This window comes from Dyadobacter sp. 676 (genome assembly GCF_040448675.1).
Classification (GTDB): Bacteria; Bacteroidota; Bacteroidia; order Cytophagales; family Spirosomataceae; genus Dyadobacter.
On sequence record NZ_CP159289.1, the window covers coordinates 3,795,563 to 3,817,838 of the forward strand.

General features: G+C 50.8%; 17 protein-coding genes and 1 pseudogene. 11 read left to right on the forward strand and 7 right to left on the reverse strand.

The genetic code is table 11. The features are described 5' to 3' along the window. Nucleotides 1-17: 17 nt before the first annotated feature. The 3 genes from ABV298_RS17100 to ABV298_RS17110 all read right to left on the reverse strand — a co-directional run bounded on the left by ABV298_RS17100 (nucleotide 18) and on the right by ABV298_RS17110 (nucleotide 4,656). Nucleotides 18-638: a hypothetical protein gene (locus ABV298_RS17100; protein WP_353717406.1), complete on the reverse strand. Its 621-nt coding sequence runs from the start codon at nucleotides 636-638 to the stop codon at nucleotides 18-20. Between the two features lie 195 nt (nucleotides 639-833). Then, nucleotides 834-2,780, reverse strand: coding sequence for a c-type cytochrome (locus ABV298_RS17105; RefSeq protein ID WP_353717407.1), 1,947 nt, complete (start codon nucleotides 2,778-2,780; stop codon nucleotides 834-836). A 28-nt stretch (nucleotides 2,781-2,808) separates the two neighbouring features. Beyond that, nucleotides 2,809-4,656: a family 16 glycoside hydrolase gene (locus ABV298_RS17110; protein WP_353717408.1), complete on the reverse strand. Its 1,848-nt coding sequence runs from the start codon at nucleotides 4,654-4,656 to the stop codon at nucleotides 2,809-2,811. A 193-nt stretch (nucleotides 4,657-4,849) separates the two neighbouring features. Here ABV298_RS17110 and ABV298_RS17115 point away from each other — a divergent pair, with 193 nt between their 5' ends. The 5 genes from ABV298_RS17115 (at nucleotide 4,850) to ABV298_RS17135 (ending at nucleotide 9,788) form a co-directional block, all read left to right on the forward strand. Beyond that, nucleotides 4,850-5,614 carry a DUF1080 domain-containing protein gene (locus ABV298_RS17115; protein WP_353717409.1) on the forward strand — a complete coding sequence of 255 codons (765 nt, stop codon included), beginning with the start codon at nucleotides 4,850-4,852 and terminating at the stop codon, nucleotides 5,612-5,614. 293 nt (nucleotides 5,615-5,907) lie between these two features. Beyond that, nucleotides 5,908-6,477 carry a hypothetical protein gene (locus tag ABV298_RS17120; protein WP_353717410.1) on the forward strand — a complete coding sequence of 190 codons (570 nt, stop codon included), beginning with the start codon at nucleotides 5,908-5,910 and terminating at the stop codon, nucleotides 6,475-6,477. Between the two features lie 95 nt (nucleotides 6,478-6,572). After that, the gene (locus ABV298_RS17125) at nucleotides 6,573-7,091 is read left to right on the forward strand and encodes a hypothetical protein (RefSeq protein ID WP_353717411.1); all 519 of its coding nucleotides are present in this window, start codon (nucleotides 6,573-6,575) and stop codon (nucleotides 7,089-7,091) included. Nucleotides 7,092-7,411: 320 nt separating this feature from the next. After that, nucleotides 7,412-9,061: an alpha-glucan family phosphorylase gene (glgP, locus tag ABV298_RS17130; RefSeq protein WP_353717412.1), complete on the forward strand. Its 1,650-nt coding sequence runs from the start codon at nucleotides 7,412-7,414 to the stop codon at nucleotides 9,059-9,061. 181 nt (nucleotides 9,062-9,242) lie between these two features. Then, a complete protein-coding gene (locus ABV298_RS17135) occupies nucleotides 9,243-9,788 on the forward strand; it encodes a Uma2 family endonuclease (RefSeq protein ID WP_353723202.1) in 546 nt (181 codons plus the stop codon). Nucleotides 9,789-9,849: 61 nt separating this feature from the next. On the opposite strand, the gene rfbD is transcribed toward ABV298_RS17135, so the two are convergent. From rfbD to ABV298_RS17155, 4 genes are all read right to left on the reverse strand, one after another. Continuing rightward, nucleotides 9,850-10,752 carry a dTDP-4-dehydrorhamnose reductase gene (gene rfbD / locus ABV298_RS17140; protein WP_353717413.1) on the reverse strand — a complete coding sequence of 301 codons (903 nt, stop codon included), beginning with the start codon at nucleotides 10,750-10,752 and terminating at the stop codon, nucleotides 9,850-9,852. A 1-nt stretch (nucleotide 10,753) separates the two neighbouring features. Next, entirely contained in the window at nucleotides 10,754-11,461 is a 708-nt protein-coding gene (locus ABV298_RS17145) for a peptidylprolyl isomerase (RefSeq protein WP_353717414.1), read from the reverse strand. A gap of 5 nt (nucleotides 11,462-11,466) precedes the next feature. Next, nucleotides 11,467-11,823 (reverse strand): hypothetical protein, encoded by a 357-nt coding sequence (locus tag ABV298_RS17150; protein ID WP_353717415.1) that lies wholly within the window; start codon nucleotides 11,821-11,823, stop codon nucleotides 11,467-11,469. A gap of 357 nt (nucleotides 11,824-12,180) precedes the next feature. Then, nucleotides 12,181-13,605: a BamA/TamA family outer membrane protein gene (locus tag ABV298_RS17155; protein ID WP_353717416.1), complete on the reverse strand. Its 1,425-nt coding sequence runs from the start codon at nucleotides 13,603-13,605 to the stop codon at nucleotides 12,181-12,183. Between the two features lie 332 nt (nucleotides 13,606-13,937). Here ABV298_RS17155 and ABV298_RS17160 point away from each other — a divergent pair, with 332 nt between their 5' ends. The 6 genes and pseudogenes from ABV298_RS17160 (at nucleotide 13,938) to ABV298_RS17185 (ending at nucleotide 22,265) form a co-directional block, all read left to right on the forward strand. Further along, nucleotides 13,938-14,126: a hypothetical protein gene (locus ABV298_RS17160; RefSeq protein ID WP_353717417.1), complete on the forward strand. Its 189-nt coding sequence runs from the start codon at nucleotides 13,938-13,940 to the stop codon at nucleotides 14,124-14,126. Nucleotides 14,127-14,431: 305 nt separating this feature from the next. After that, the gene (locus ABV298_RS17165) at nucleotides 14,432-17,827 is read left to right on the forward strand and encodes a SusC/RagA family TonB-linked outer membrane protein (RefSeq protein WP_353717418.1); all 3,396 of its coding nucleotides are present in this window, start codon (nucleotides 14,432-14,434) and stop codon (nucleotides 17,825-17,827) included. 36 nt (nucleotides 17,828-17,863) lie between these two features. Next, nucleotides 17,864-19,508: pseudogene (locus tag ABV298_RS17170) on the forward strand (SusD/RagB family nutrient-binding outer membrane lipoprotein). A gap of 91 nt (nucleotides 19,509-19,599) precedes the next feature. Next, a complete protein-coding gene (locus ABV298_RS17175) occupies nucleotides 19,600-20,874 on the forward strand; it encodes a hypothetical protein (RefSeq protein ID WP_353717419.1) in 1,275 nt (424 codons plus the stop codon). A gap of 31 nt (nucleotides 20,875-20,905) precedes the next feature. Further along, on the forward strand, nucleotides 20,906-21,247 hold the full coding sequence (locus tag ABV298_RS17180) for a PhoPQ-activated protein PqaA family protein (RefSeq protein WP_353717420.1): 342 nt from the start codon (nucleotides 20,906-20,908) through the stop codon (nucleotides 21,245-21,247). Nucleotides 21,248-21,251: 4 nt separating this feature from the next. Beyond that, nucleotides 21,252-22,265, forward strand: a complete 1,014-nt coding sequence (locus tag ABV298_RS17185; RefSeq protein WP_353717421.1) for a PhoPQ-activated protein PqaA family protein — start codon at nucleotides 21,252-21,254, stop codon at nucleotides 22,263-22,265. Nucleotides 22,266-22,276 lie beyond the last annotated feature (11 nt).

Sequence of the window (22,276 nt, forward strand, 5' to 3'; positions counted from 1 at the left end):
GTTCGGGGGCAGGCTTTTTACTTTTCTTGTTCCCCCCCGAAAACGCGGCCAAAAAAGCCTTTCTTCTCGCTGGCTTTCTGGGTGGTGTCGGGGACCTCGGTGTAGACGGTGGTTGTAGTGGTGCGTTTTTCCGTTTTCACAACCGTGCTATCCGGCCTTGTTTTGGTTGTAATCAATCCGGAGATGGATTTGACTTCATCTTCCAGGTCCTTGTTAGTCACGAGTTGCGAGCGGACTTTTACATAATCTCCGTATATTTTTTCCCGTTCCTTCAGGATTTTCTTCATGGAATCGATCCGGATCATCTGCATTTCGTCGCCAAGGCTCCGGTCGTTCAAAGTATCGAGCGTGGCGATCAGTTCGACAGATTGGGCAAGAACCTCGTCGTCCAGTTCTTCGCCTTTCAGTTTACGCTCGTTCTGAAGGTGGTCGAGGGTGAGGATATCGCGGAAGATTTTGTTCACCAGGCGCATTTTATCGTCCGGTGTCGATAGTGTTTCCAGCGTCGTCAGCATATTGTCGAACGCCAGCTTGCTGGTAATCCAGGACGCTGCCAATGCCAGTGAAGCTATGAAAAAGCCGAGGAAGATCTTTCCTTTCACCGATTTCAAAAAAGACGGGCCACGCAGAGTAGACATAGTTTTGGTCGCATTCAATACCAACTAACGCATTTTCAGAGGTAAAACGTGCCGCAGCTCATGCATTAGTCTGATTTCAATGTGAATATAATGTAATAAATTTTAATGTAAACAAGCTGACATTCAATAGGAAAGGCTGCCTCCATTACGGAAGCAGCCTTTTATAGTCTGTTCGGACGAGGCCCGGCTATGCAATTATTTCGCAAGCGAGTTGATCCACGCCGCGATTTTAGCAGCTTCCGCCTTGGGGACCTGAGGCATAGGCGCCATAGGAGTGGCGTAGTCAGGCCAGTTTTCGGGCTTCGGCGCGTAAATCAGTTCTACGATCTTCTCGTTGCTGTATTTACGTTTCGCGACATCGGCATAGGATGGACCCACTACTTTCTTGTCGGGTGCGTGGCAGGCAAGGCAAGTATTTTTGGCCAGCAATGGCTTTACTTCTTCCCAGGTTGGCGCTTTGGCCGTTGCACCGGCTTTCGCGGGAGTTGCTTTGCCTTTACCATCCGGAGAAACATGCTCTTTCGCAGGTTCCGTGGAAACCGAGGCCTGGGCTTTGCCCGAACGCGTTGTTTTCAGTTCGGAAACTTTCAGCTTTTCTCCATCGGGAATGTTATTCAGCGTGTAATATGCGTCGGGGTGCACCAGCGACCAGCTGTTGGTAGCCGAGCGAATGCCTTCCAGCGAGATTTTGTGTACATAATACTGACGCATTCCTTCGAGTACGATACGCACTTTCTTATTATCGTCGGACACTTTCACGCCGGTAATCTTCACGTCTTCCAGGTTGATCTGCGGGCTGCCGTAAACGGGGTAATGCTTGTAGAGGTAGCTACTCACTTTGTAAGAATCCAGGTCCTCGGCCGATTTGCGGTCAACCGGCATCGTAAATTCGATTTCGAAGCCGTCAGGCTGTGCTTTCACAGTGTACATTTCGAATGGCATTTTACCGTTCCATACCAGGCGCTGCAAGCCCTGGTTGGCGTCGCCGGCCGATCCCCAGCCACGGTTGGTTTCACCTACGAACATCGATCCGTCCTTATCGAACGCCATACGAAGTACCCCGGACTGGAATCCGCTGCGGAAGCCAATGCTGGCTCCCTGGTATTCGCCCTTCACTTTTTCCAAAACAACACGCATAATGTTGCTTTGTCCCTGATCGCCCACGAAAACCTGGCCTGTGAACGGACCAAAGTTCCCTTTTGTATCGTCCAGAATGAGTTCCGACGTCGAAACGCCGTGTACGCCGTAAGGCAACCATACGGCCGGAAGTTGTACCATGTCGTATTTCTGTTTCAGCTGGTACAGGAACTGTGGTTCTTCTCCCAATGTGTTCTCAGGCTTGATAGCGCGTCCGTTCGCGTCTTTGTGCTGACGGTTATCACGCTCTGCGAAGAACTGTTTTTCAGTCAGTTTAACAGGTGAGTTCGGAAGGCCCGCCCATTTCAAACCTGCCGGGTGGCCCATAAAACTACCTTTTTTAACCTGGAAAATACCGCCCGTACCCATCCAGTCGCCCTGGTTGTCGGTATAGAACAGCTCGCCGTTCAGCATGCTGATACCCGCTGGGGAGCGTACACCCGTTGCCCATGGTTCATATTTTCCGTCGTTGGTAATGTGGAATATCCAGCCACGGCCAGGTACACGGCTTTCGCCTCTCCACCATTCTTCGTCACCGAACGCCACGTTGCCACTCACGAAAAAGCTGCCATCCGGAGCCAGTTTAGGACCGAACGAATATTCGTGATAGTGACCCGACAGTGGCCATGCGTAAACCGTTTCGTAAACGTCCGCCTTGCCGTCGCCGTTTTTGTCAACGAGCTTGGTCAGTTCGCCGCGCTGTGCACAATACAATGCACCCTCTTTATAAGCCAAACCCAGGATTTCATGCAAACCGGTCGCGAATTTGCGGAAATACGGCGTGCGGCTGGTTGGGTTGTCCACGATCCAAACTTCACCACGACGGGTTGAAATCGCCAGGGAACCATTTGGCAGGGTTGTCAGACCGCCAACTTCAAGGATAATACCCTCCGGAATCGGCGGGGTGATAATCTTGTAAAAATCTTCTTCTTTCGGGGACTCCTGCGCTTTCAGCGTACACAGTGAGGCCAAAAGAGCAAATGCTATATGAGCAAGTTTTTTCATTGTTCAATCAGGAATAATAAGGTTAAAATCAGAACAGGATAGAGTACTTCACTTCGCCATTGGACACAGGCACGATGAGTTCCTGCTCGCCTTTGGCGCCTCTGATTTCCGGTTTAAGTTTTTTGTCGGCCAGCTGGATGTAGTACGATTTGTCATCCACCGCATAAAGTCCTTCCGAGATTTTTTCAATGGAAGAGCCGTCTGCCAGGCGTGCCACGAGGTCTTTTGCGGGGTTGTTCACCTTCACAATGCGCTCGAAATACTGGTTATTTACGACCGAAATATAGTCGGTAATCGCCGAGCCGAATGCCTGGTACTGGAAGGTAGGCACATCCGCGTCATCCAATACATAACCTTTCGGGCGGTAACCGCTGCCGGTCGTATCCGCTTCCCATTTTGATTTACCTGATTTACCCAAAAACATGTCGTCGCCAAGCAAAGTCACGCTACCGCGCGGGCGGGAAGAACCGTCGCCTCGGTCGTGCCACATCGGGGTTGCATCGAGGAACTCGCCGCGCCAAACTTGCAGGATCGCGCCTTTGTCGAGGTCATACGTATAATGCAGGCTCGCAGGGCTTCCCACAGATACGGCATGCACTACGCGTGTTCTTTTGGCTTTTTCGTCCTTCCTGAAATCCATGAAGGAGCGGGTAATGGTGTTGGTAGGCGCCTGGATCAGGATCGGGTCGGCAGAGCCGCCGCCCATCGCAGAGCTCTTGGCGTGGTAAGCTACCTCGCGGAAGCCCGGTCCGCTGGCCCAAAGGCCCAATACCGGACGCATCCAGCCGTCTCTTTTGTTATTGAAAACTTCAAGCATATGGTCGCCGGCTTTCAGGTTTACTTTGCCGATACGGAACTCGTTGTTCGATTTCCACTCGGGCTTGATCACATTCTGGCCGTCGATTTTCAGGTAGGAGTTACCCGAAGCCTGCAAGCGGAAAACATATTCGCCTTCGGTAGGGGCATTGAAACGGCCGTTGTATATGTAAGAGTAATTATTGTTTTCTTTCAGAATTTCCCAGTTCAGCGATTCCGATTTGCCGGTTTCAGCGGGGGTAAGCTTGGAGAGATCCTCCGTTTCCGACAGCGCACCGTAATAGGTTTTGTAAGTCAATTCGGAAAGGGTAGCCGGTTTCTTGTCAAAATTATTGACCACGATGTTGCGGATTGCCAGCGAACCGTGGTCGCCTTGGATGCGGATCGGGCCCATAGGTACGTCCTCAGCCGTCAGTGAACCGCGGGTAGGGCCGCTTACTTCCACGTTTTCATGGATTGTAACGCCGTCCAGCACCACCGAAAGGAACACCGCATTCGCGATTTTCTTGCCATTGGCATCGAAACGGGGAGCCTGATAGGAGATTTTGATATGCTGCCACAAGCCCGGCGCTTTCGCCACATTAAAGCGTGGCGCATATCCTTCGTAGCCTTTTTCACCTTCGGGTTTGGAGTCGTTCCAGCGCTCGTAAATACCACCGCAGTCGTTGTATTTAGCGCCTTTTTTACCCCAGCTATCGAAAAGCTGTACTTCGTAGTTGCCTTGCAGATAGATTCCTGAGTTGGAACCTTTGCTCATCATGAAATCCAGTTCAATGTCGAGATCGCCATGTTTGAAGTTGGAAATCAGTTCATAGTCGCTGCCGTACTTGCCTTTTTCGTGGAGGCAGGCCAGCACGCCTTTGCCCGGGCTGGTTACCAGCGCATTTTCTTTGGAGAGATCCGCCGATGCGTTACCGACGATTTTCCAGTCACTGGATTTGGTCGTAAAAGCACTGAGGTCGTTGAGGGGAATGGGCTGCTGGGCGCAGGCGGTATGCATGGCGAAGGCCGCTACCCCAGAGGCGATTAATTGAAAAAGTGAACGGTTGGTTTTAAACATACTTGCAGTAAGCTTAGTCGGTTTTAGATTAGCAATCCAGGCCACGAATGCCTTTAGCCCTGCAAATTACGCGATAAGAATCGGGAAAATTACATTTATATAGATGAGAATCCTTTTTGTTGCTGCTTTTTACTTAATGTTGTGTTTTGATACGATATCAAAGAGTTATTAGACTAAAACTGTTACCTTTCAAATGAAAAAATTGATGCTTACCGCGTTCAGCATGGCTGCTGCCTTCGCCGCACACGCGCAACTGCAACCTGCGAAGCAAACACCCGAATCCAGCGAATTGTGGAATCCGGTACCCCGTGTTGTAACCCCCGGTAAAAGTTCTTCGGCCGTTTCCGGCTTCACGGCGCCCTCCGACGCGATCATTCTGTTCGATGGTAAAAACCTCGATCAATGGGTTTCGGGCAAGGACGGCAAATCGGCAGCACCCTGGACGGTAGCCGACGGCGCTATGACCGTTGCACCCAAATCAGGCGATATTCAAACAAAGCAGACGTTCGGCGACTACCAGCTGCACATCGAATGGAGAACCCCCGCGAAAGTGGACGGAAACGGGCAAGGTCGTGGTAACAGCGGTATTTTTATGCAGGGAATCTACGAATTGCAGGTACTCGACAGCTATAATAACCCGACTTATTCCAACGGCCAGGCCGGATCGATTTACAAGCAAACCATGCCGCTCGTGAATGCTTCCGTTGGCCCGGGCGAATGGCAGACCTACGATGTGATCTATACCCAGCCGCATTTCAATAAAGACGGTCAGATGACACATCCGCCATATATTACCGTGATCCACAACGGGGTATTGGTGCAAAACCACACGGCCATCCAGGGAACGACCCCTTATATTGGTCAGCCGACGATCGAGCCGCATGGCAAGGGCCCGATCAAATTGCAGGACCACAACAATACTACCAGCTTCCGGAACATCTGGATCCGCGAGTTGTAAGATTTCAGCATATAATGAGTCAGGCCGCTTCCATGCAGGGAGCGGCCTTTTTTATATTCTTTAATGACAAATCCGCGGTTCAACCGGTGACAATGCTCCTTTTTGGAGGTAAGGTTATTGGGCACAGTGGCCGCTCCCATGAGCGCTGCCCGGGCTATATTCTCAGGACCGCCTGCCGGCAACAGGTAATTCGTCCGGTATAATAATTTTAAATCCTTTAAACGATTGGTAACACGGAGCACACCTTTTCTGTTTTCATTTGTATTCGTTTTTACCCTATCCCAACCGTCGCCATGCAGGAATTAGAACCCTATTATAATTGGGAAAAGCATTATGTAGCCAGCCACGATGAACGCTCGCCGTTCTATGGCAGGACTTATAACCTTGATTATTACGAGAACGCGATCTACGGCTACTATATTCATCCGCTTTGGGACGATATCGGTTCGGAGACATTGTATGTGAAAATCCTTTTCGCGGATTACCAAAGACATTTCGTGATTGTCGAAATGTTCGGGGAATGGAACGACGCATTGCATAACGACATTATGTTCCTGAAACGGCAGGTGATAGACCCGCTCGTAGGCCAGGGCATTAACCAGTTTATTCTCATGGGCGAAAATGTACTCGATTTCCATGGCGGCAACGAGGACGACTACTACGCAGAATGGTTCGACGATGTGGAGGACGGCTGGATCGTGGCGATCAACTTCCGGGAACACGTGGAGGAGCAATGGAAGAAGTACAGGCTCGATTATTACATCAATTTCGGTGGTACGCTGCACCTCGATAACTGGCGCACCATGCAGCCGGAACCATTTTATGAGTTGGTTAAAAATTTGATGATTAGACGTTTAACGTAACAGAAAGCTGCCCGAATTGCTTGCAACCTTGGGAACTCCTTTGTAGCTTACGCATTCATCGTATCAACAGTTCTTACTTTAAAACCTGATTTCCCATGGCTGAGAATACCGAACCTACACCAGAAGAAGCGAAAGAATCGCTGGAAAATAAAGTTGAAGAGCTCAAAACCACTGCAACCGTATCCACGGGGGCCGATGCCAAAGACGAGATCGTGGAAGAAGTGCTGGAAATCAAGGATGAGGCGAAGGAGGTTGTGAAAGAAGAAGCTGCCGCGCTTGAAACGAAGGCGGAGGACAAAGCGAAGGAGGCGGCAGAGGCCGCCGACGGCATTAAAACCGAAGTTTACGAAACGCTGGACGACCTGAAAGCGCAAGCGGAGACCAAAACCACGGAAGTAGAGGAGGTAATCAGCGAGAAAGCGGAGGCCGCTAAAAGAGGCAGTTGGCGAAGCCAAAGAGGCGGTAGCCGCCAAAGCGCAGACGGCGAAAGAAGAAGTAGCTGCAAAAGCAGAAGAAGTACAGTCGGGTTTCGCAGCGAAGCTGGCGGGAATCCGGGACGCCGCTACCGACAAGCTGGACGATCTCAAGGAAGCGGCCACCGACAAGTTTGCTGATATAAAAGAAGCTGCGGCGGGCAAATTTGAAGATATCAAAGAGGCCGCTACCGATAAATTCGAAGACATCAGGGAAGATGCTGCCGAAGCATACGCGGACGCCAGGGAAGCCGCGGCAGAGAAACTGGCCGAAGCGCAGGCCAAGGCTGCGGAGCTCAAAGCGAAAGCCGCCGAAGAAATAGCGGAACTGAAAGAGGAAACATCGGAAAAGGTTGTCGAGACGAAAACGAAGGCCAAGGGCTTCTGGGCACGCCTCTTTGGAAGATAATGGGTGCGGGGTCGGTCCCGCACCTTTTTTTGTTTTATTAAAATTACTTGTAATGTCACAACAAACTTTCTCTCTTCCCTACCAGCATCCATTTACGGCGGATAAAAAATACCAGAAATCAGTTGCCTATTTTTCTATGGAGTTCGCCATTGATCAGGCTTTAAAGATCTATTCCGGCGGACTGGGCTTTCTCGCAGGCTCGCATATGCGGAGCGTATACGCGCTCAAACAGAACCTGATCGGCATCGGAGTGCTGTGGAAATACGGCTATTACGATCAGGGCCGGAAAAAGGACGGCAGCATGCAGCCAGAGTTCCGGGAGAAAATGTATTCTTATCTGATCGACACTCAAATCCGTTTCCAGATACCGCTCATGGGAAAGGACGTATGGGTAGCCGCCTATTACCTCGATCCGGAAACATTCGGCTCGGCCCCGTTATTCCTCCTGACTACGGACACGGACGGTAACGACGAATCGACGCGGGCGATCAGCTATTCGTTATACGACGCCGACGTGACTTATAAAGTAGCGCAATGCATGGTGCTGGGCATCGGCGGAGCCCGGTTGCTGGAAGCGCTGCAATATGAGCCGAACGTCTATCATTTGAATGAAGCACATGCGGTTTCGGCGGTTTTTCATTTGTATAATCAATATAAAAGTGCTGCTGAGGTCCGGAAGAGGGTGGTTTTTACAACCCATACCCCCGAAGAAGCCGGTAACGAAAAACACGACATTCATTTTCTGGAAAAACTCGGGTTCTTCTCGGGCATCGATCTGGAAACGGTGCGGAAGCTCAGCGGCATCCGCGACGGCGTTTTCAACCATTCGCTTGCAGCATTGAATTTGAGTCGAAAGGCAAATGGGGTGTCGAAACTGCACGGCGAAGTTTCGAGAAAAATGTGGAAGGCATATCCCGGGATCGCGCCGATCGGGCACATCACCAATGCACAGAATAATGCTTACTGGGTAGATCCGGCACTGGAAAAAGCAAGGCTGGCCGGTGATGTCGATGCGATAGCGGCACGAAAGAAGGAACTGAAAAGAGTTTTATTCAAAACAGTCGCCGACCAGAGCGGGAAGCTTTTCGACCCCGACGTATTGACGATCGTCTGGGCACGGCGATTTGCGGCTTACAAGCGGCCGGATATGCTCGTATGGGACATAGAGCGGTTTAAGCGGATCATGGGAAACAAAAACCAGCCGGTGCAGATTATCTGGGCCGGAAAGCCTTATCCGAAAGATGAGGGGGCCGTCGGGACGTTTAACCATTTGTTTTATCTCAGCCATCTTTTTCCCAATATGGCAGTATTGACGGGCTATGAACTGGCGCTTTCGAAAATGCTGAAAGACGGCGCGGACGTGTGGCTCAATACCCCCGTAGTTACACGCGAGGCGTCGGGGACCAGCGGGATGACAGCCGCTATGAATGCCGCCCTGAACCTGTCGACCTTCGATGGCTGGATCTGCGAATTCGCGAGGGACGGGCATAATGCATTTCTGTTGCCGGTTGCCAAAGGGGAGGGTATTAACAAACAGGACTGCGATAACCTGATGGAAACGCTGGAACGCACCGTCATTCCGACCTACTACAATGCGCCACAGAAATGGCGGCAGATGATTTTGAATAGTATGAATGACGTTTCGGAACCATTCAACTCGGACCGGATGGCGAGGGAATATTATGAGTTATTGTATAATTAATTTGAGCCACAGAAAAGCGGCGGCTGGCAGTTGGTACTTATGGTTGAACCTATGAAAATCGGCTGTTAGCCGCCGTCAGGCCTTTGCGGCAAATTCGTTATATTTGATTTACATTATTGAAAGACTTCCAGGACATCGTTAAGTTATGGACATGCCTGTTACATTCATTGTAGGAGATATCATGAGCGAGGACGAATTTTTTCGTTTCTGCCAGATGAACGATACGCTGAACTTGGAGCGTGACAGCGAAGGCAACATTATCTTTATGTCACCTGCGGGATGTTTTTCAGACAGCTTTAATTTTGAAATTTCTACTATTTTCGGCACATGGCTGCGCGAAAACAAAATTCCGGGGAAGGCTTTCGGTCCTTCGGCCGGGTTTACACTCCCGAACCGCGCCGTCCGTTCGCCGAATGTGGCCTGGGTGAGCCATGAAAAATGGGATGCTCTGTCGAGGGACGAGCAAGAGCGCTTCGCTCCATTGTGCCCCGATTTTGTGATTGAAGTCCGCTCAAAATCGGATAGCCTCATTTACCTGCAAAATAAAATGCAGGAATATCTGGCCAATGGCTGTCGCCTTGCCTGGCTGATCGACCGGTATGGAAAGAAAGCATATGTTTATGAACCCGAGCGTGCCATCGTTGAATATTCAAGTCTTGATATTCAACTTTCAGGAGAGCCGCTATTTCCTGGCTTTATTTTGAATCTGGCTGATATAGAAAAGTAAAAGATGCCACGAAGGCACGAATATGCTTCGTGTAAATTCGTGCCTTCGTGGCATTAAAAACTCAAATTTGCCCGGCCAAAATCTCGATCCCTTCGCGAAATGAATGTGGCTCATATCCCAGCACATTCCTCGATTTCGTAAGATTGAAACCAGTTCTCGGCGGTCTTCGGGCCGGTTGCGTGAAAGCGGACGCATCCGTAGGCGAAATCAGCGAAGCGTCCAGACCAAAGTGTTCCGCGGTCATAATCGCCATGTCGTAAGGAGTCAGAAAGTCTTTCCCCGAAATGTGATAGATGCCTTTCGCCTCCTGGTCGGCGATCAGAAAACAGCCCGTCGCAAGGTCTTCGGCAAGTGTAGGGGTGCGGAACTGATCGGTTACGACTTTAATCGCCTTTCCCTCTTCCAATGATTTTTTTACCCAAAGGATGATATTGCTCCGGCTCATGTCGTGCGCGACGCCGTACACGAGCACCGTGCGTGCAATCGCCCAGTCAATGTCGGACGACATGACGGCCTTTTCGGCAGCGTATTTGCTCCAACCGTAAAAACTGATCGGATTCGGAATATCCTGTTCACGGTAAGGGCCGGAGGTTCCGTCGAAAACGAAGTCGGTTGAAACGTGCACGAGGAAAATTCCGTACTTCGCGCAGGCGGCGACGAGCGTTTCGGTGGCCGTTACATTCAGTTTCCAGCAGGCGTCCTTTTCCGTTTCGCATTGGTCCACGTTGGTCATAGCCGCAGTATGGATGATTACATCGGGACGTTCCGCTCCCAGCAGCTGATCAACGGTTTCCGGACGGGTAATGTCCATTTCGATATAACGGTAACCGCTGCTGAAAGGCAAGCGGTTACTACCTCTGGCCGTGGCAATCGTCTCGATATGTGCTTTTGAAACCAGCAGTTCCACCAGTTTTTGTCCGAGCAACCCGTTGGAGCCGGTGATCAGGATCTTTTTCTTTTCCAAGTTAAGCTTCGTATTTCCAGCCGTATTTACGGGTAATCTTCTTCTTCTTCATTTTTTTGACCGATACTTTCATGGCCACGTCTTTTTCAGGCCGGTCGCGCTCGTCCTTATCGACCGACGCGATTTTATCGATCACATCCATCCCGTCGATCAACTGCCCGAAAACGGTATATGCGCCATCCAGATGCGGTGTTCCCCCGATGGTTTCATAAACTTTCTTTTGATCGTCGGTCAATTTACGGGCTGCGCGGGCAGACTGCTTTTCCAGATCGGCCTTGCTCCATTTACGGCCCTCTACGATGTAAAACTGGCATCCGCTGGATTCCTTTGCGGGGTTATTGTCCCGGGCGGCGGCCAATGCGCCTTTCTGGTGAAACAACTTTCCATTGAACTCAGCCGGGATTTTATAACCGTTATCTCCGCGGCCGAGCATTTCACCGGGCTTCGCATTGCGCGAATTTGGATCGCCGCCCTGGATCATGAAATCGTCGATAACGCGGTGAAAGAGCAATCCGTCATAGAATTTCTCTTTGGCGAGTTTGATAAAGTTGGCCTTGTGCTTGGGCGTTTCGTCAAAAAGGATGAAACGCATCGTTCCTTTGTCGGTTTCAATACTAATCACTTCATCTTTCTTCGACGGCTTTTGTGCGCAAACATTGAGGGCAACGAGGCACAATGCGCCCAGGATAATCGATCTTTTGGTTTTCATAGGTGTTATTTAGCGGCCAGTACATTTTTGTCGGCCGGAAAGAATTGAAATTTCAGGCCATAATCCTTTCCCTCCGAAACATCCTCCATGTCTACCCGGACGGTCTTGTTGTTCCAGGTAATCTTTTTGGCGTCTTCTTTGGGTGAAGAATAAGTTTCGCTAAAATACCGCTTGCTGGCGTTCCAAAGCTGTTTGGTCGCTTCCGGACTGTTGAGATAAACGTCGATCGTGATTTTGTTCACCTTTTTATCGGGCGTCAGGAAATACTGTACGTCGATTGTTTCCAGTTGGGCGGTTTCCGAGGTGTAACCCAAATGGTCGGGCGTTTCTTCGAACATCTCGAACGTTTCCGTCGCTTTCACTTTGGCGATGGGATCGCCGAATGCAATGCCTCTTAAAACCGTGCCTGCGGAGCTTTTGTTCCGCAGGGCCGAGGATTGTTTTCAACAATGCGGACTGGTCGCTGTTCAAATCCGCCGGTGCGGGTTCATGCAGCGCGACGGAATCGGCTGCGGCTTCGGTTTTTTCGTTTGTTTTAGTGTCGCAAGCCGTGGCAAACAGTGCCAGAATGAGGATTGCGGCCCCGTTTTTCAGCGTATTCATAAGCGTAGAGGTTGTGTCATCCGGTTTAAATAAAGTTGAAAAATTATCGTGCCTTATAACTAATTCGACGGTAGTTCAATTGCAATTTATACATATTTATCGCTTCGGGAAACGACCTAGAACTCCCGCGCAAGGTTGAAAAAGAACCTGCGTTCGCCCAGGCCATTCAGCGTAACATTAAATCGGGCCACGATATTATAGAAAGTCACCACATCCAGTCCCGCCCCCGCCCCGTACAGCATGGAGTTTCCCAGTTTCGTATTGCTGAACTCCGGATAGCTGTTTTTTACATAACCCGCATCCGCGAAAGTATTGATATAGGCAGCCAGCGGAATAGTGTTGAACTGCCTGACCGGTATAAACGAAAAATGTTTTTGAATGGAAAATAGTCTGTATTTCAATTCATTCTTGATCAATGCGTAATCCTGTCCGTCGATCACGTACAACTCATACCCGCGTACGAGGTCGTTGCGGTAGCCGAGGCCGACGGTCTGCGTGTAGGGCTGTCGCTTGGGAAATGAAAGCCGCCCGCGAACATTGGTGTTGAAAAAGAACTTCTTGCCCAGCGGGATAAATTTGCGGTAGGAACCGTACAGATACAGCGTATTCACGTCGTCGGACCGTAGCAGCCCGGTTTTGGAAATCTGCAATCCTGCCGTTTGCCCCTGCAAAGCATATTGGGCATTGTCGCGCTTGTCGTAGCTGTATGTATAGGTCAGCTGGAAATAACGCTGCCGTTTATCCCCATTCAGCAGATAATTGGGGTTGAGTGCCGCTATCGTATCCGAAATCGTCATGTAGCTCCACCGCAGGTCCAATGAATGGAAAGTGTAATACCTGTTGCGGCGTGTTACGCTAACATAAGTATAAAACCGCTCGCGGTTGATCTCCTCGCTGCTCAGATATTGCAGTTTGTCGCGCCATGTCCTGAATGCGGTGTTTTTGTTAATGGAGTAGGAAGTCCCGACGGTAATGCCTGTCTTCTGTGCTTTATCGATGTAAGGCAACGTATATGCCAACTCGAACTTGGGAATAAAGCCGAATTCGGCCAGGAAACGAAGCTTGTCGGCGCGGCCTGTGACATTACCGTAGCTCAGATATACGCCGTAGGTCGTGCGTGACAAATCGCGTTTGCGTTCGTACCACCATTCGTTGAAATTCCGGTCGGCCAACTGGAAAACGGGCAGCATAATAAAGTACCATCGCTCTTTCACCACAATGCGGATGTCGGTGTGAATGGAGTCGGGATTAGGTTTTGTGAGCAGGTCGACCGTGATAAACAGATTGGTATTGATTACCTTTCTGCGGTCGATTTCGAGTTTTTCCGCGAGCAGTTCGGTGGTCAGCGTGTCGCCCCGCCGGATGGCCATCTCGCGCATGATGATTCCCGTACGGGTACGATGGTTCCCTTCCACCGTGATATCGCCTACGATCACATTGCCCGCGCTGTCTGCCACGACAGTCTGGCCAGCGGCAAAATGTGAAATCAAAAGGATAAAAAGCAGAAAGTAAATCTCCTGACAGCACTTCTTAGGGTTCATTCTTCACGGCCCGGTTTCGGTATAGAAACGATACTTCCTGTTAATATGGTAAAACTTTGGCAAAAATAGGGGTTCGGTGGGAATGACAACGTTCAATTAACGGAAATTGGGCTGCCGGGTAGCCTCTGTTTTTTACCGGCCCATGTCGTGTAATCCGCGACCGTTGGCTTACAACCATGCGCCCTCCGGTTTTGCGAATGGAACCAGGAAAATGCAGCTCAGCCAACGCTTAGGAAAAAAGTAGTAAAAATTGTAAAAAATCCAGGCAAAAATAGTAGTCTGATATGCTGCCCGGCGAGTATCCTGTTCACATACCAAAACTAACTAACACCATGTCATTCTCCCGGGCAGAAACATTGATTAATAAGCTAATCAGCAACAGGATATCCGAGGGGGAGCTGGCGGAGCTGCTGGCCGGGATTACCGATGAAGAGGAACGAAAAAAGTACGCCGATGCCCTCGAAATCTATTTTAATCGCCTGTTGAACGAAAACGGATCCGGCGACGGAGCCGGGACATGATAATTGTAATAAGAAATAGTCGTAACGCAACCTCCTTTATCGTTTGTTTGGTTCAAAAATCACTAAAAGTTAACGCGCCTGAATAGCCTTTGAAACACCAGCCCAAGTAATGTAATCAGGATTTCGGAAAATTTTCCCTCCGCGGCATTTGCCTCGGAATGTGACCTGCTACCCGCTTGATACATAGCGTTTTGTTGTAAATAATTTCTGACACGGATGATATAAGTTCTGTCGCGCTTTCATTTTTAACATAAGCCTATTTCCCAATATCATGTACAGTGCCCATCACCTTAAACACGAAAACTATGGATCCAAATTCTACTGTCAGCCTGCGAAGGTTGCTTCTAAGCTGCTTCGTGGCTGTCTTTCTGGCCACCCCTGCAATGGCGCGGAAACCGATGGTCGACAAGACCATCAAAGGGAAGGTAACTTCCAAAATCGACGGGGCAGCGTTGCCGGGCGTCAGTATTGTGGTCAAAGGTTCGCAGGTCGGTACATCCACCGACGCTTCCGGTAACTATTCGATCAATATTAATGAAGCCGGCATGCCTGTGCTGGTTTTCTCGTACATCGGGCATGAAACCCAGGAGGTACCTGTCGGTAACGAGTCGGTGATCAATGTGGTTCTGGCCGAGGGGGTAGAAACCCTCAACGAAACGGTGGTAACGGCTTTGGGACTTTCGCGTGAAAAACGCTCTCTGGGCTATTCGGTAGCCGAGGTGAACGGAAAGGACATCAGCCGCGTAGCGCAGGAAAACGTCCTCAACTCACTTTCCGGCCGGGTTCCGGGCGTGACGATCAGTTCTACTGGCGGCACGGGTTCGTCGGTTAGCATGATCATCCGCGGTGCCACATCCCTCAGCAGCGATAACCAGCCGCTCTTCGTGGTCGACGGAGTCCCTATCGCGAACACGTTGAACAACGTCAGTCAGATCGGTAACGACAACCGCGTCGATTATGGAAATGCAATTTCAAGCCTTAACCCGGACGACATCGAGAGCGTGTCGATCCTGAAAGGCCCGAACGCTGCGGCACTTTACGGCTCGCGCGCCGGTCGGGGAGTGGTTCTGATTACCACCAAAAGCGGCAGCAAGGCCACGAAAATGACGGTGTCCGTGAATTCGAACACCGTTTTTGACAAGCCTTACAAATACCTGGACATGCACCACAAGTTTGCAACTGGTGTCCTGCCATTTACACCGGACAACAACCCGTATCCGGACGGTGTGTTGCAAATCGACGAGAAATCGGCCGGAGGAGTTGGGCCCGAGCTCGATAAAGGCTACAAGGCTATTCAATGGAACAGCCCGAAGGACGCTAACGGCAATCCGATCCCGACCGAGCTCGTTTCGCATCCCGATAATGTTAAAAACTTTGTGCGTACCGGCATAACCACCACCAATGGTGTGGCAATTTCCAATAGCAACGACCTGGTGGCCTACCGCCTGTCGTATTCGAATATGTCGAACCGCGGCATAATCCCGAACTCGGATTTATTCCGCAATTCTTTGAACATCAACTCGTCTGTCAAGCTTAGTAAAAAGCTGACCCTGAGTACGAATGTGGATCTCAGCCGCAATAATTCCAACAACCGGCCGGCGACGAACCGCGGAACCAACCCGTTGCAATGGGCTTACGCCGTCTCTCCGCATATCGATATCCGCGATCTGCGCAACTATTGGGTACCGGGACAGGAAGGTTTGCAACAACTTTCGCAAGGTCCGGGTGCTTATAACAACCCGTGGTTCCTGGCCTACGAGGTCAACAACAGCTTCGTGCGCGACCGGGTTTTCGGAAATGTGAAAGCCGACTGGCAGATCACTCCGCATTTGAGCCTCATGGGACGCTACGCGCTCGACACCTACCGCGAACAGCGCGAAACCAAAATCGGAAACAGCTACACCAACGACAGCCGCGGCGGCTATGGCATAATCAACCTGTCGCGGTTCGAGCGCAATGCCGACTTCCTCTTGAGCTACAAGCGTGACATCAGCAACTTCAGTTTGTCGGTATCCGGTGGTGGAAATACCCGTTACCAGAAAAATACGGACCTCACCAATGCGAGCCGCAACGGAACCGGGCTGGTGATCCCGGGACTCTATACCCTGTCGAACATTGCTCCGGCAAACCTTAACTATTCAAGCTACCTGTCGGAAAGAGCGGTTTTCAGCGTGTATGGACTGGCTAATATAGGGTTCAGAGATATGGTGTATCTCGACTTGACCGCCCGCAACGACTGGTCGAGTACGTTGCCGAAAGCCAACCGTTCGTACTTCTATCCGTCCGCGTCATTAAGTGTGCTCCTGAATGAGATGATCCCGATGCCTGGTCAGCTCAGCCTTTTGAAACTGAGAGGAAGCTGGGCGCAGGTGGGTAACGATACGCAGCCTTACAACCTGCTTGCTACATTGGGTAATGCAGGTGCCTGGGATGGCGTTACGCGCCTTTCCAAATCGGGCCAGATTCTGCTTCCGGACCTAAAACCGGAAATCGCGACTTCCTATGAATACGGGCTGGATCTGAACCTTTACCAAAATAAAGTACGCCTCACTGCTACTTACTACCAGGTAGAAAACCGCAACCAGATCATCCCGACCAAACTTCCGGGATCGAGCGGGTTTTCCTCCAAAAATATCAATGCGGGCTTGCTCGTGAGCAAAGGGCTTGAACTGACGCTGGGCGGCACGCCGATTGACAAGAATGGATGGCGCTGGGATATCAATGCCAACTGGTCGCGAAACCGCACGACGATCAAGTCGCTTTCTGACGGTCTCGAATTCTACACCCTTTGGACCGATGCGAAAGGTGGTGCCTGGACATACGTAGGCGACCAGATCGGCGATATTTACGATGCGGAACTCGTGACTGTTACAGATAAGAACTCGCCCTATTACGGTTATCCTATCCTGGATAAAAACGGCTCCTGGCAGGCGGTTGCGGCTTCTAAAACGCGCAATAAGATCGGTAACTTTAATCCCGACTTCCTAATGGGCTTACAGACGTCATTGTCCTACAAAGGTTTCAGCCTGAATATGTCGTTCGATTGGCGGCAGGGCGGCGAATTCGTGTCGCAAACTTATCGTTACAGTGAATCTGACCTCAAATCGCAGCGTTTCCTGGACAATCTGATCAATCCTAACGGCATGACGGGCGACCAGTTGCGTAACTACCTTGTGAACAATGACAAGGTGGTCGTGCGGGGCAATAAATTCAATATCGTAGGCGGTCCGACGAAGGAATATGGCGGCTTCCCGTTTGTGGACGCCAATAAAACGTATGATTACGCCGTGTTCAACCCGGGCGTGATTGCGCAGTATAACGAAGCCGGCGAAATTACAGGCTACACCGAAAACCTTGGTGGCCCGGATACGAAGTACATCCCGTACGGCGACAATTACCCATGGGATTTCACCCGTGCAGCTACATTCGATGCGTCATTTATCAAACTGCGTGAGATCTCGCTGGGATACGACCTTCCGTCGGCATTCGTGAAGCGCGTCGGTTTGCAGAATGCGAACATCGCCGTGTACAGCCGCAACATCATCCTTTGGACTAAAGCAAAGATTGGCATCGATCCCGAGCAGGCGTTCCAGCAGGAGTCGGGTGCACAGGCAGGTACCCAGTTCAAGCAGGGTATCGAGCGCTACAACGTTACGCCGTGGGTGATTCCGATTGGTTTCAAACTTGGTTTAACATTCTGATATCAGGTTATATTCTATTTTAACAGAAATAAATTCATGAAAAAGCTTCATAACAAGTTCGTCATCATACCGCTGCTGCTGGCATGCATGGTCTTTTCCTGTAAAGACCTGACGGAGCTCAATGAAAACCCCAACGGCGTCGCGCCGGAGTCGGTGAACCCGAATCTGGTGCTGCCGACAGTGCTGACGGAAGCCGCGAAACTGTATGTGAACCTGGGCTATCAGGACATTGCGGGCGTGGTGCAGCACACGCAGAAAGACGCCTGGTCGAACGGGCATAATGATTACGACTGGGGTGGCGATCAGAGCTGGAATGCCTATTACGACGTGCTCCGCAACAACGATCTTGTGTACCAACGTGCCGTTCAGACGAATTTCGAGTTTCACCAGGGCGTTTCGCTGGTGATGAAATCGTTCATGTTCGGGCTCATCACCGACCTTTGGGGCGACGCGCCTTACTCTGCTGCATTGAAGGGGGAGGCTGGTTCAACGGTAGATATTCTTCCGGTATTCGACAGCCAGGACAAGATCTATGCGGGCATCATCGCCGACCTGGAAAAGGCCAATACTTTGCTGTCAAAACCGAAAGCGGAATACGAAGGTATTATCGATAACGTGGACGTATTCTATGGAGGTGATCCGGGCAAATGGCGTAAAATGGCCAATTCGCTGATGTTGCGGTATTATATGCGGATTTCGGCCAAGCAGCCGGACGTGGCGAAGGCAGGAATTGAGAAAATCGTAGCCAATCCGGCGCAATATCCTATTATTACTTCCAATGCGGATGACGCTACGATGGGTTTCCCCGGCAACAGCGAGGCGGATTCATGGCCGGCCAACACGGTAATCGACGCCAGCGGAAGCAACTACCGCCGCATCAAGATGTGCGCGACATTGGTGGAAAAATTGCAGGCGTTGAAAGATCCGCGTCTGGGCATCTGGGCGAACAAAGTGGAAATCCCTTTTAGTGGTGGACCCAACCCAACCGGCGGGAACGGACAAAATCGTGAACGGTAAGCGCATTCTGTCGCCAGACAAGATTAAGAACACGGTAGTGGATACCGATCCGGAATATGTGGGCCTTCCACCGAGCTTCTCCGCATTGCCGTCGACTTATAATCTCAATCCGACACCAGGCCAAACGTCGTTCAATCCGCACGTATCGTTCCTGAATGACATTTACAAAGCTGCAAAAGGCCCGCTGTTGCGCGCACGGCTCATTTCCGCCGCCGAAGTGAATTTCATCCTGGCCGAGGCCGCGGTGAAAGGCTGGGCGGCCGGGGTTGCCAAAGACCGCTACGAGGCGGGTGTGAAAGCGTCGATGGAAACCTGGACGGTAGGCGACAAATATGCGGCTTATATTGCCACGCCGGGTGTGGCGTTCGACAATACGCTGAAACAGATCATCGAGCAAAAATGGATCGCCAGCTGGACCGCCGCGACCGAGGCGTGGTTCGATTTCCGCCGCACCGGTTTGCCTGCTTTGAAAGCCGGTCCGGCGGCCAAAAGGGAAGTTTTGCCAGTGCGTTTCTACTATATGCAGGATGAACTGCGTATCAATAAAACAAACGCCCAGGATGCGGTAAGCAAACTGGAAGTAACCAGCTATTCCCAGGCCGACGGTGCCAATAGCCCATGGTCGAAACAATGGCTTTTACAGGGAACCGGTAAGCCTTGGTAGTCATATTTGTTTTAAGGTGAGTATTTAAAACCGGGACTGGGGGCCTAATCCCGCAGTTCCGGTTTAGTTTTCCCCATAGACCCAATCCGTTATGAAAACCAGGGCCATTCTATTTTGCTGCTTTTGTATATGCCTTTCATCGGTGGTGACGGCGCAGCATTTCAGAGCGGCGGCGGCCGTGCGGGTGATTACGCCTGATCCGCTGCTGCCGGTATCGGGTGGCATCGGAACGCCCAAAAAAGCTACCGGGAAAAACGGTGAGTTGTACGCGAGGGCGTTCGTAATGGAAAAAGGACCGATACGGATTGCGATCGTGAATGTCGACAACCTGGGCTGGCCGGCCGCCTTGGGAAACAGATCGAGGAAGCTGATCAAAGGCATTGCACCCGAAAATGTGCTCATAGGCGCTACGCACACGCATAGCGGGCCCGACGCGTACGGGTTTCCCAATGAAAAAGGCGAGTCGTTTGCCGACCTGGCGTATCTCGACCGATGCGTACAACAAATCGCGGATGCCGTGAACGAGGCGGTAGGAAAGCTGGAAGACGCTTCGTTGAAAATAGCGGTAGCCGACGCAAAGGGTAAGATCGCGTACAACTACTACGCCGACCGGCTTTACGACCCGCGCTGTGGTGTGATCCAGGCCGTGGCTACGTCGGGCGCAGGCAAAGGGAAGCCGATCGCAACGCTGGTGAATTATGCGATACACCCGGAAGTGATCGGATCGGGAAGAGGCATTCTGAGCCCCGATCTCTGTGGGCCGCTTTACGACCGGATCGAAGCGCGGGGCGGCGGCATCGCTATTTTCATGAACGGGGCGCAGGGCGGAATGGTAACAGCCGACAATCGCCTCGACAACGGGAAGGAAGCCAACGATTGGAACGAATGCAAGAGAATAGGAGAGCTGCTCGCCGACGAGGCATTGCGGATCGTAAGCGAGGCGCCCAAACAGGAAAATCCCGGTCTGTATTGCGCTTCGCGCAGGATCGAGTTTCCGGTGGATTCGGAGATCATGCGTTTTATCCTTCAAAAATCTCCGATTAAAAATGAAATGGCGGGAGATAACCGCGTTGCGACGCGAATTAACCTGCTCAATATCGGTACTGCGCAGGTGCTGACGGTACCCGGAGAGGCATTACCCAATATCGGGTACTATGTAAAAAGGCATATGAATACCAAACAACCGTTCCTGTTCGGATTGACGAACGACGCGTTCGGTTATATGCTTACCAAAGTCGATTTCAACAGTTTTAAAAGATACGATTACATCAGCCGGACAAGCCTGGGCGAAATGACGGGTGAAATTTACATTGAGCAGGCATTAAAATTGATCGAGGAAAGCCCCCAACCATCACAAGGAAAGTAAAACCGATTCTTAAACCCAAATACGAATAACCATGTTTTTGAAAACAGCAGCCAGGGCTATCGAAATCATTCTGTTCATATTTCTGACATTATTTTCCGCACACGCCCAAAAAGTGACGCCGGAAAATGCGCTTGAAAGTTATCTTAACAATGGCGACAAAACATTCAAATGGGAATTGAAAGAGTCGTTTTCGCGTGACGACCTCACTTTTTACCAGATCCTGTTGACGTCCCAGAAATGGCGCGAATTTACATGGACCCACCAACTGACGCTGATTGTCCCCAAAGAGAACCGTCACGACGACGCATTGTTGTTCATTACAGGCGGTTCCAATTCCAATAAGCAGCCCAATTGGAATAGCAAAAAAAGATGAAAAAATGTATGCGTCCCTCGGCGCGGTGGCTTCGACCAATCAGGCCATTGTGGCTTTGCTTAAACAGACGCCGAACCAGCCCTTTTTCGGCGATCTCACCGAGGACGCATTGATTTCTTACACTTTACACAATTTCAAGAAAGACAAGGATTACACCTGGCCACTGTTATTTCCGATGGTCAAAAGCGCGGTAAAGGCCATGGATGCGGTGCAGGAGTTCGCTCAGAAGCAATTGAAACACACGGTCAACCGCTTTGTGGTTACGGGTGCGTCCAAGCGGGGCTGGACGACCTGGCTTACCGGCGCTAGCGATAAACGCGTGGAAGCCATTGCGCCTATGGTGATCGACGTGCTGAATATGCCTGTGAGTCTCGATTATCAGATCAAATCGTGGGGAGATTACAGCATTCAGATCGAGGATTATGTGAAACTCGGCATTCCACAGTCGACAGGCTCACCGGACGGACAAGCCATCACTGCGATGATCGACCCGTATTCCTACCGGTCGAAACTGACCATGCCGAAAATGATTTTCATGGGAACAAACGATGAATATTGGGTGGTGGATAATGTCAAAAACTACCTCGATAAGATTCCCGGGCAGAATATGTTGCATTATGTGCCCAATGCCGGCCACGACCTCGGCGACGGCAAACAGGCAATGGATGCCCTGAGCGCATTCTTCAGCGCGACGATTAACAAGCGGCCTTATACCGAATGCAAATGGAGCCAGTCGTTGGCCGATCGAAAGGTGAACCTGGACATTAAAGCGACGCCGGATGCGTTGGTGGACGTGATCCTGTGGTCGGCCAGCTCGCCTGACCAGGATTTGCGGAATGACGCGTGGACTGCCAGAAGTTTGAGAATAAGCCAGAAATCCAATGTCAGGGTGACTGCCGAGTTACCGTCCAGCGGTTTCCGTGCTTTCTATGTGGATTTGAAATACAAAACACCGCAGGGCCAGTTGTACACCGAGAGCACGAGGGTCTTCTTAACGGATAATAAGTCGGTTCTGTAAATTCCTGAAAT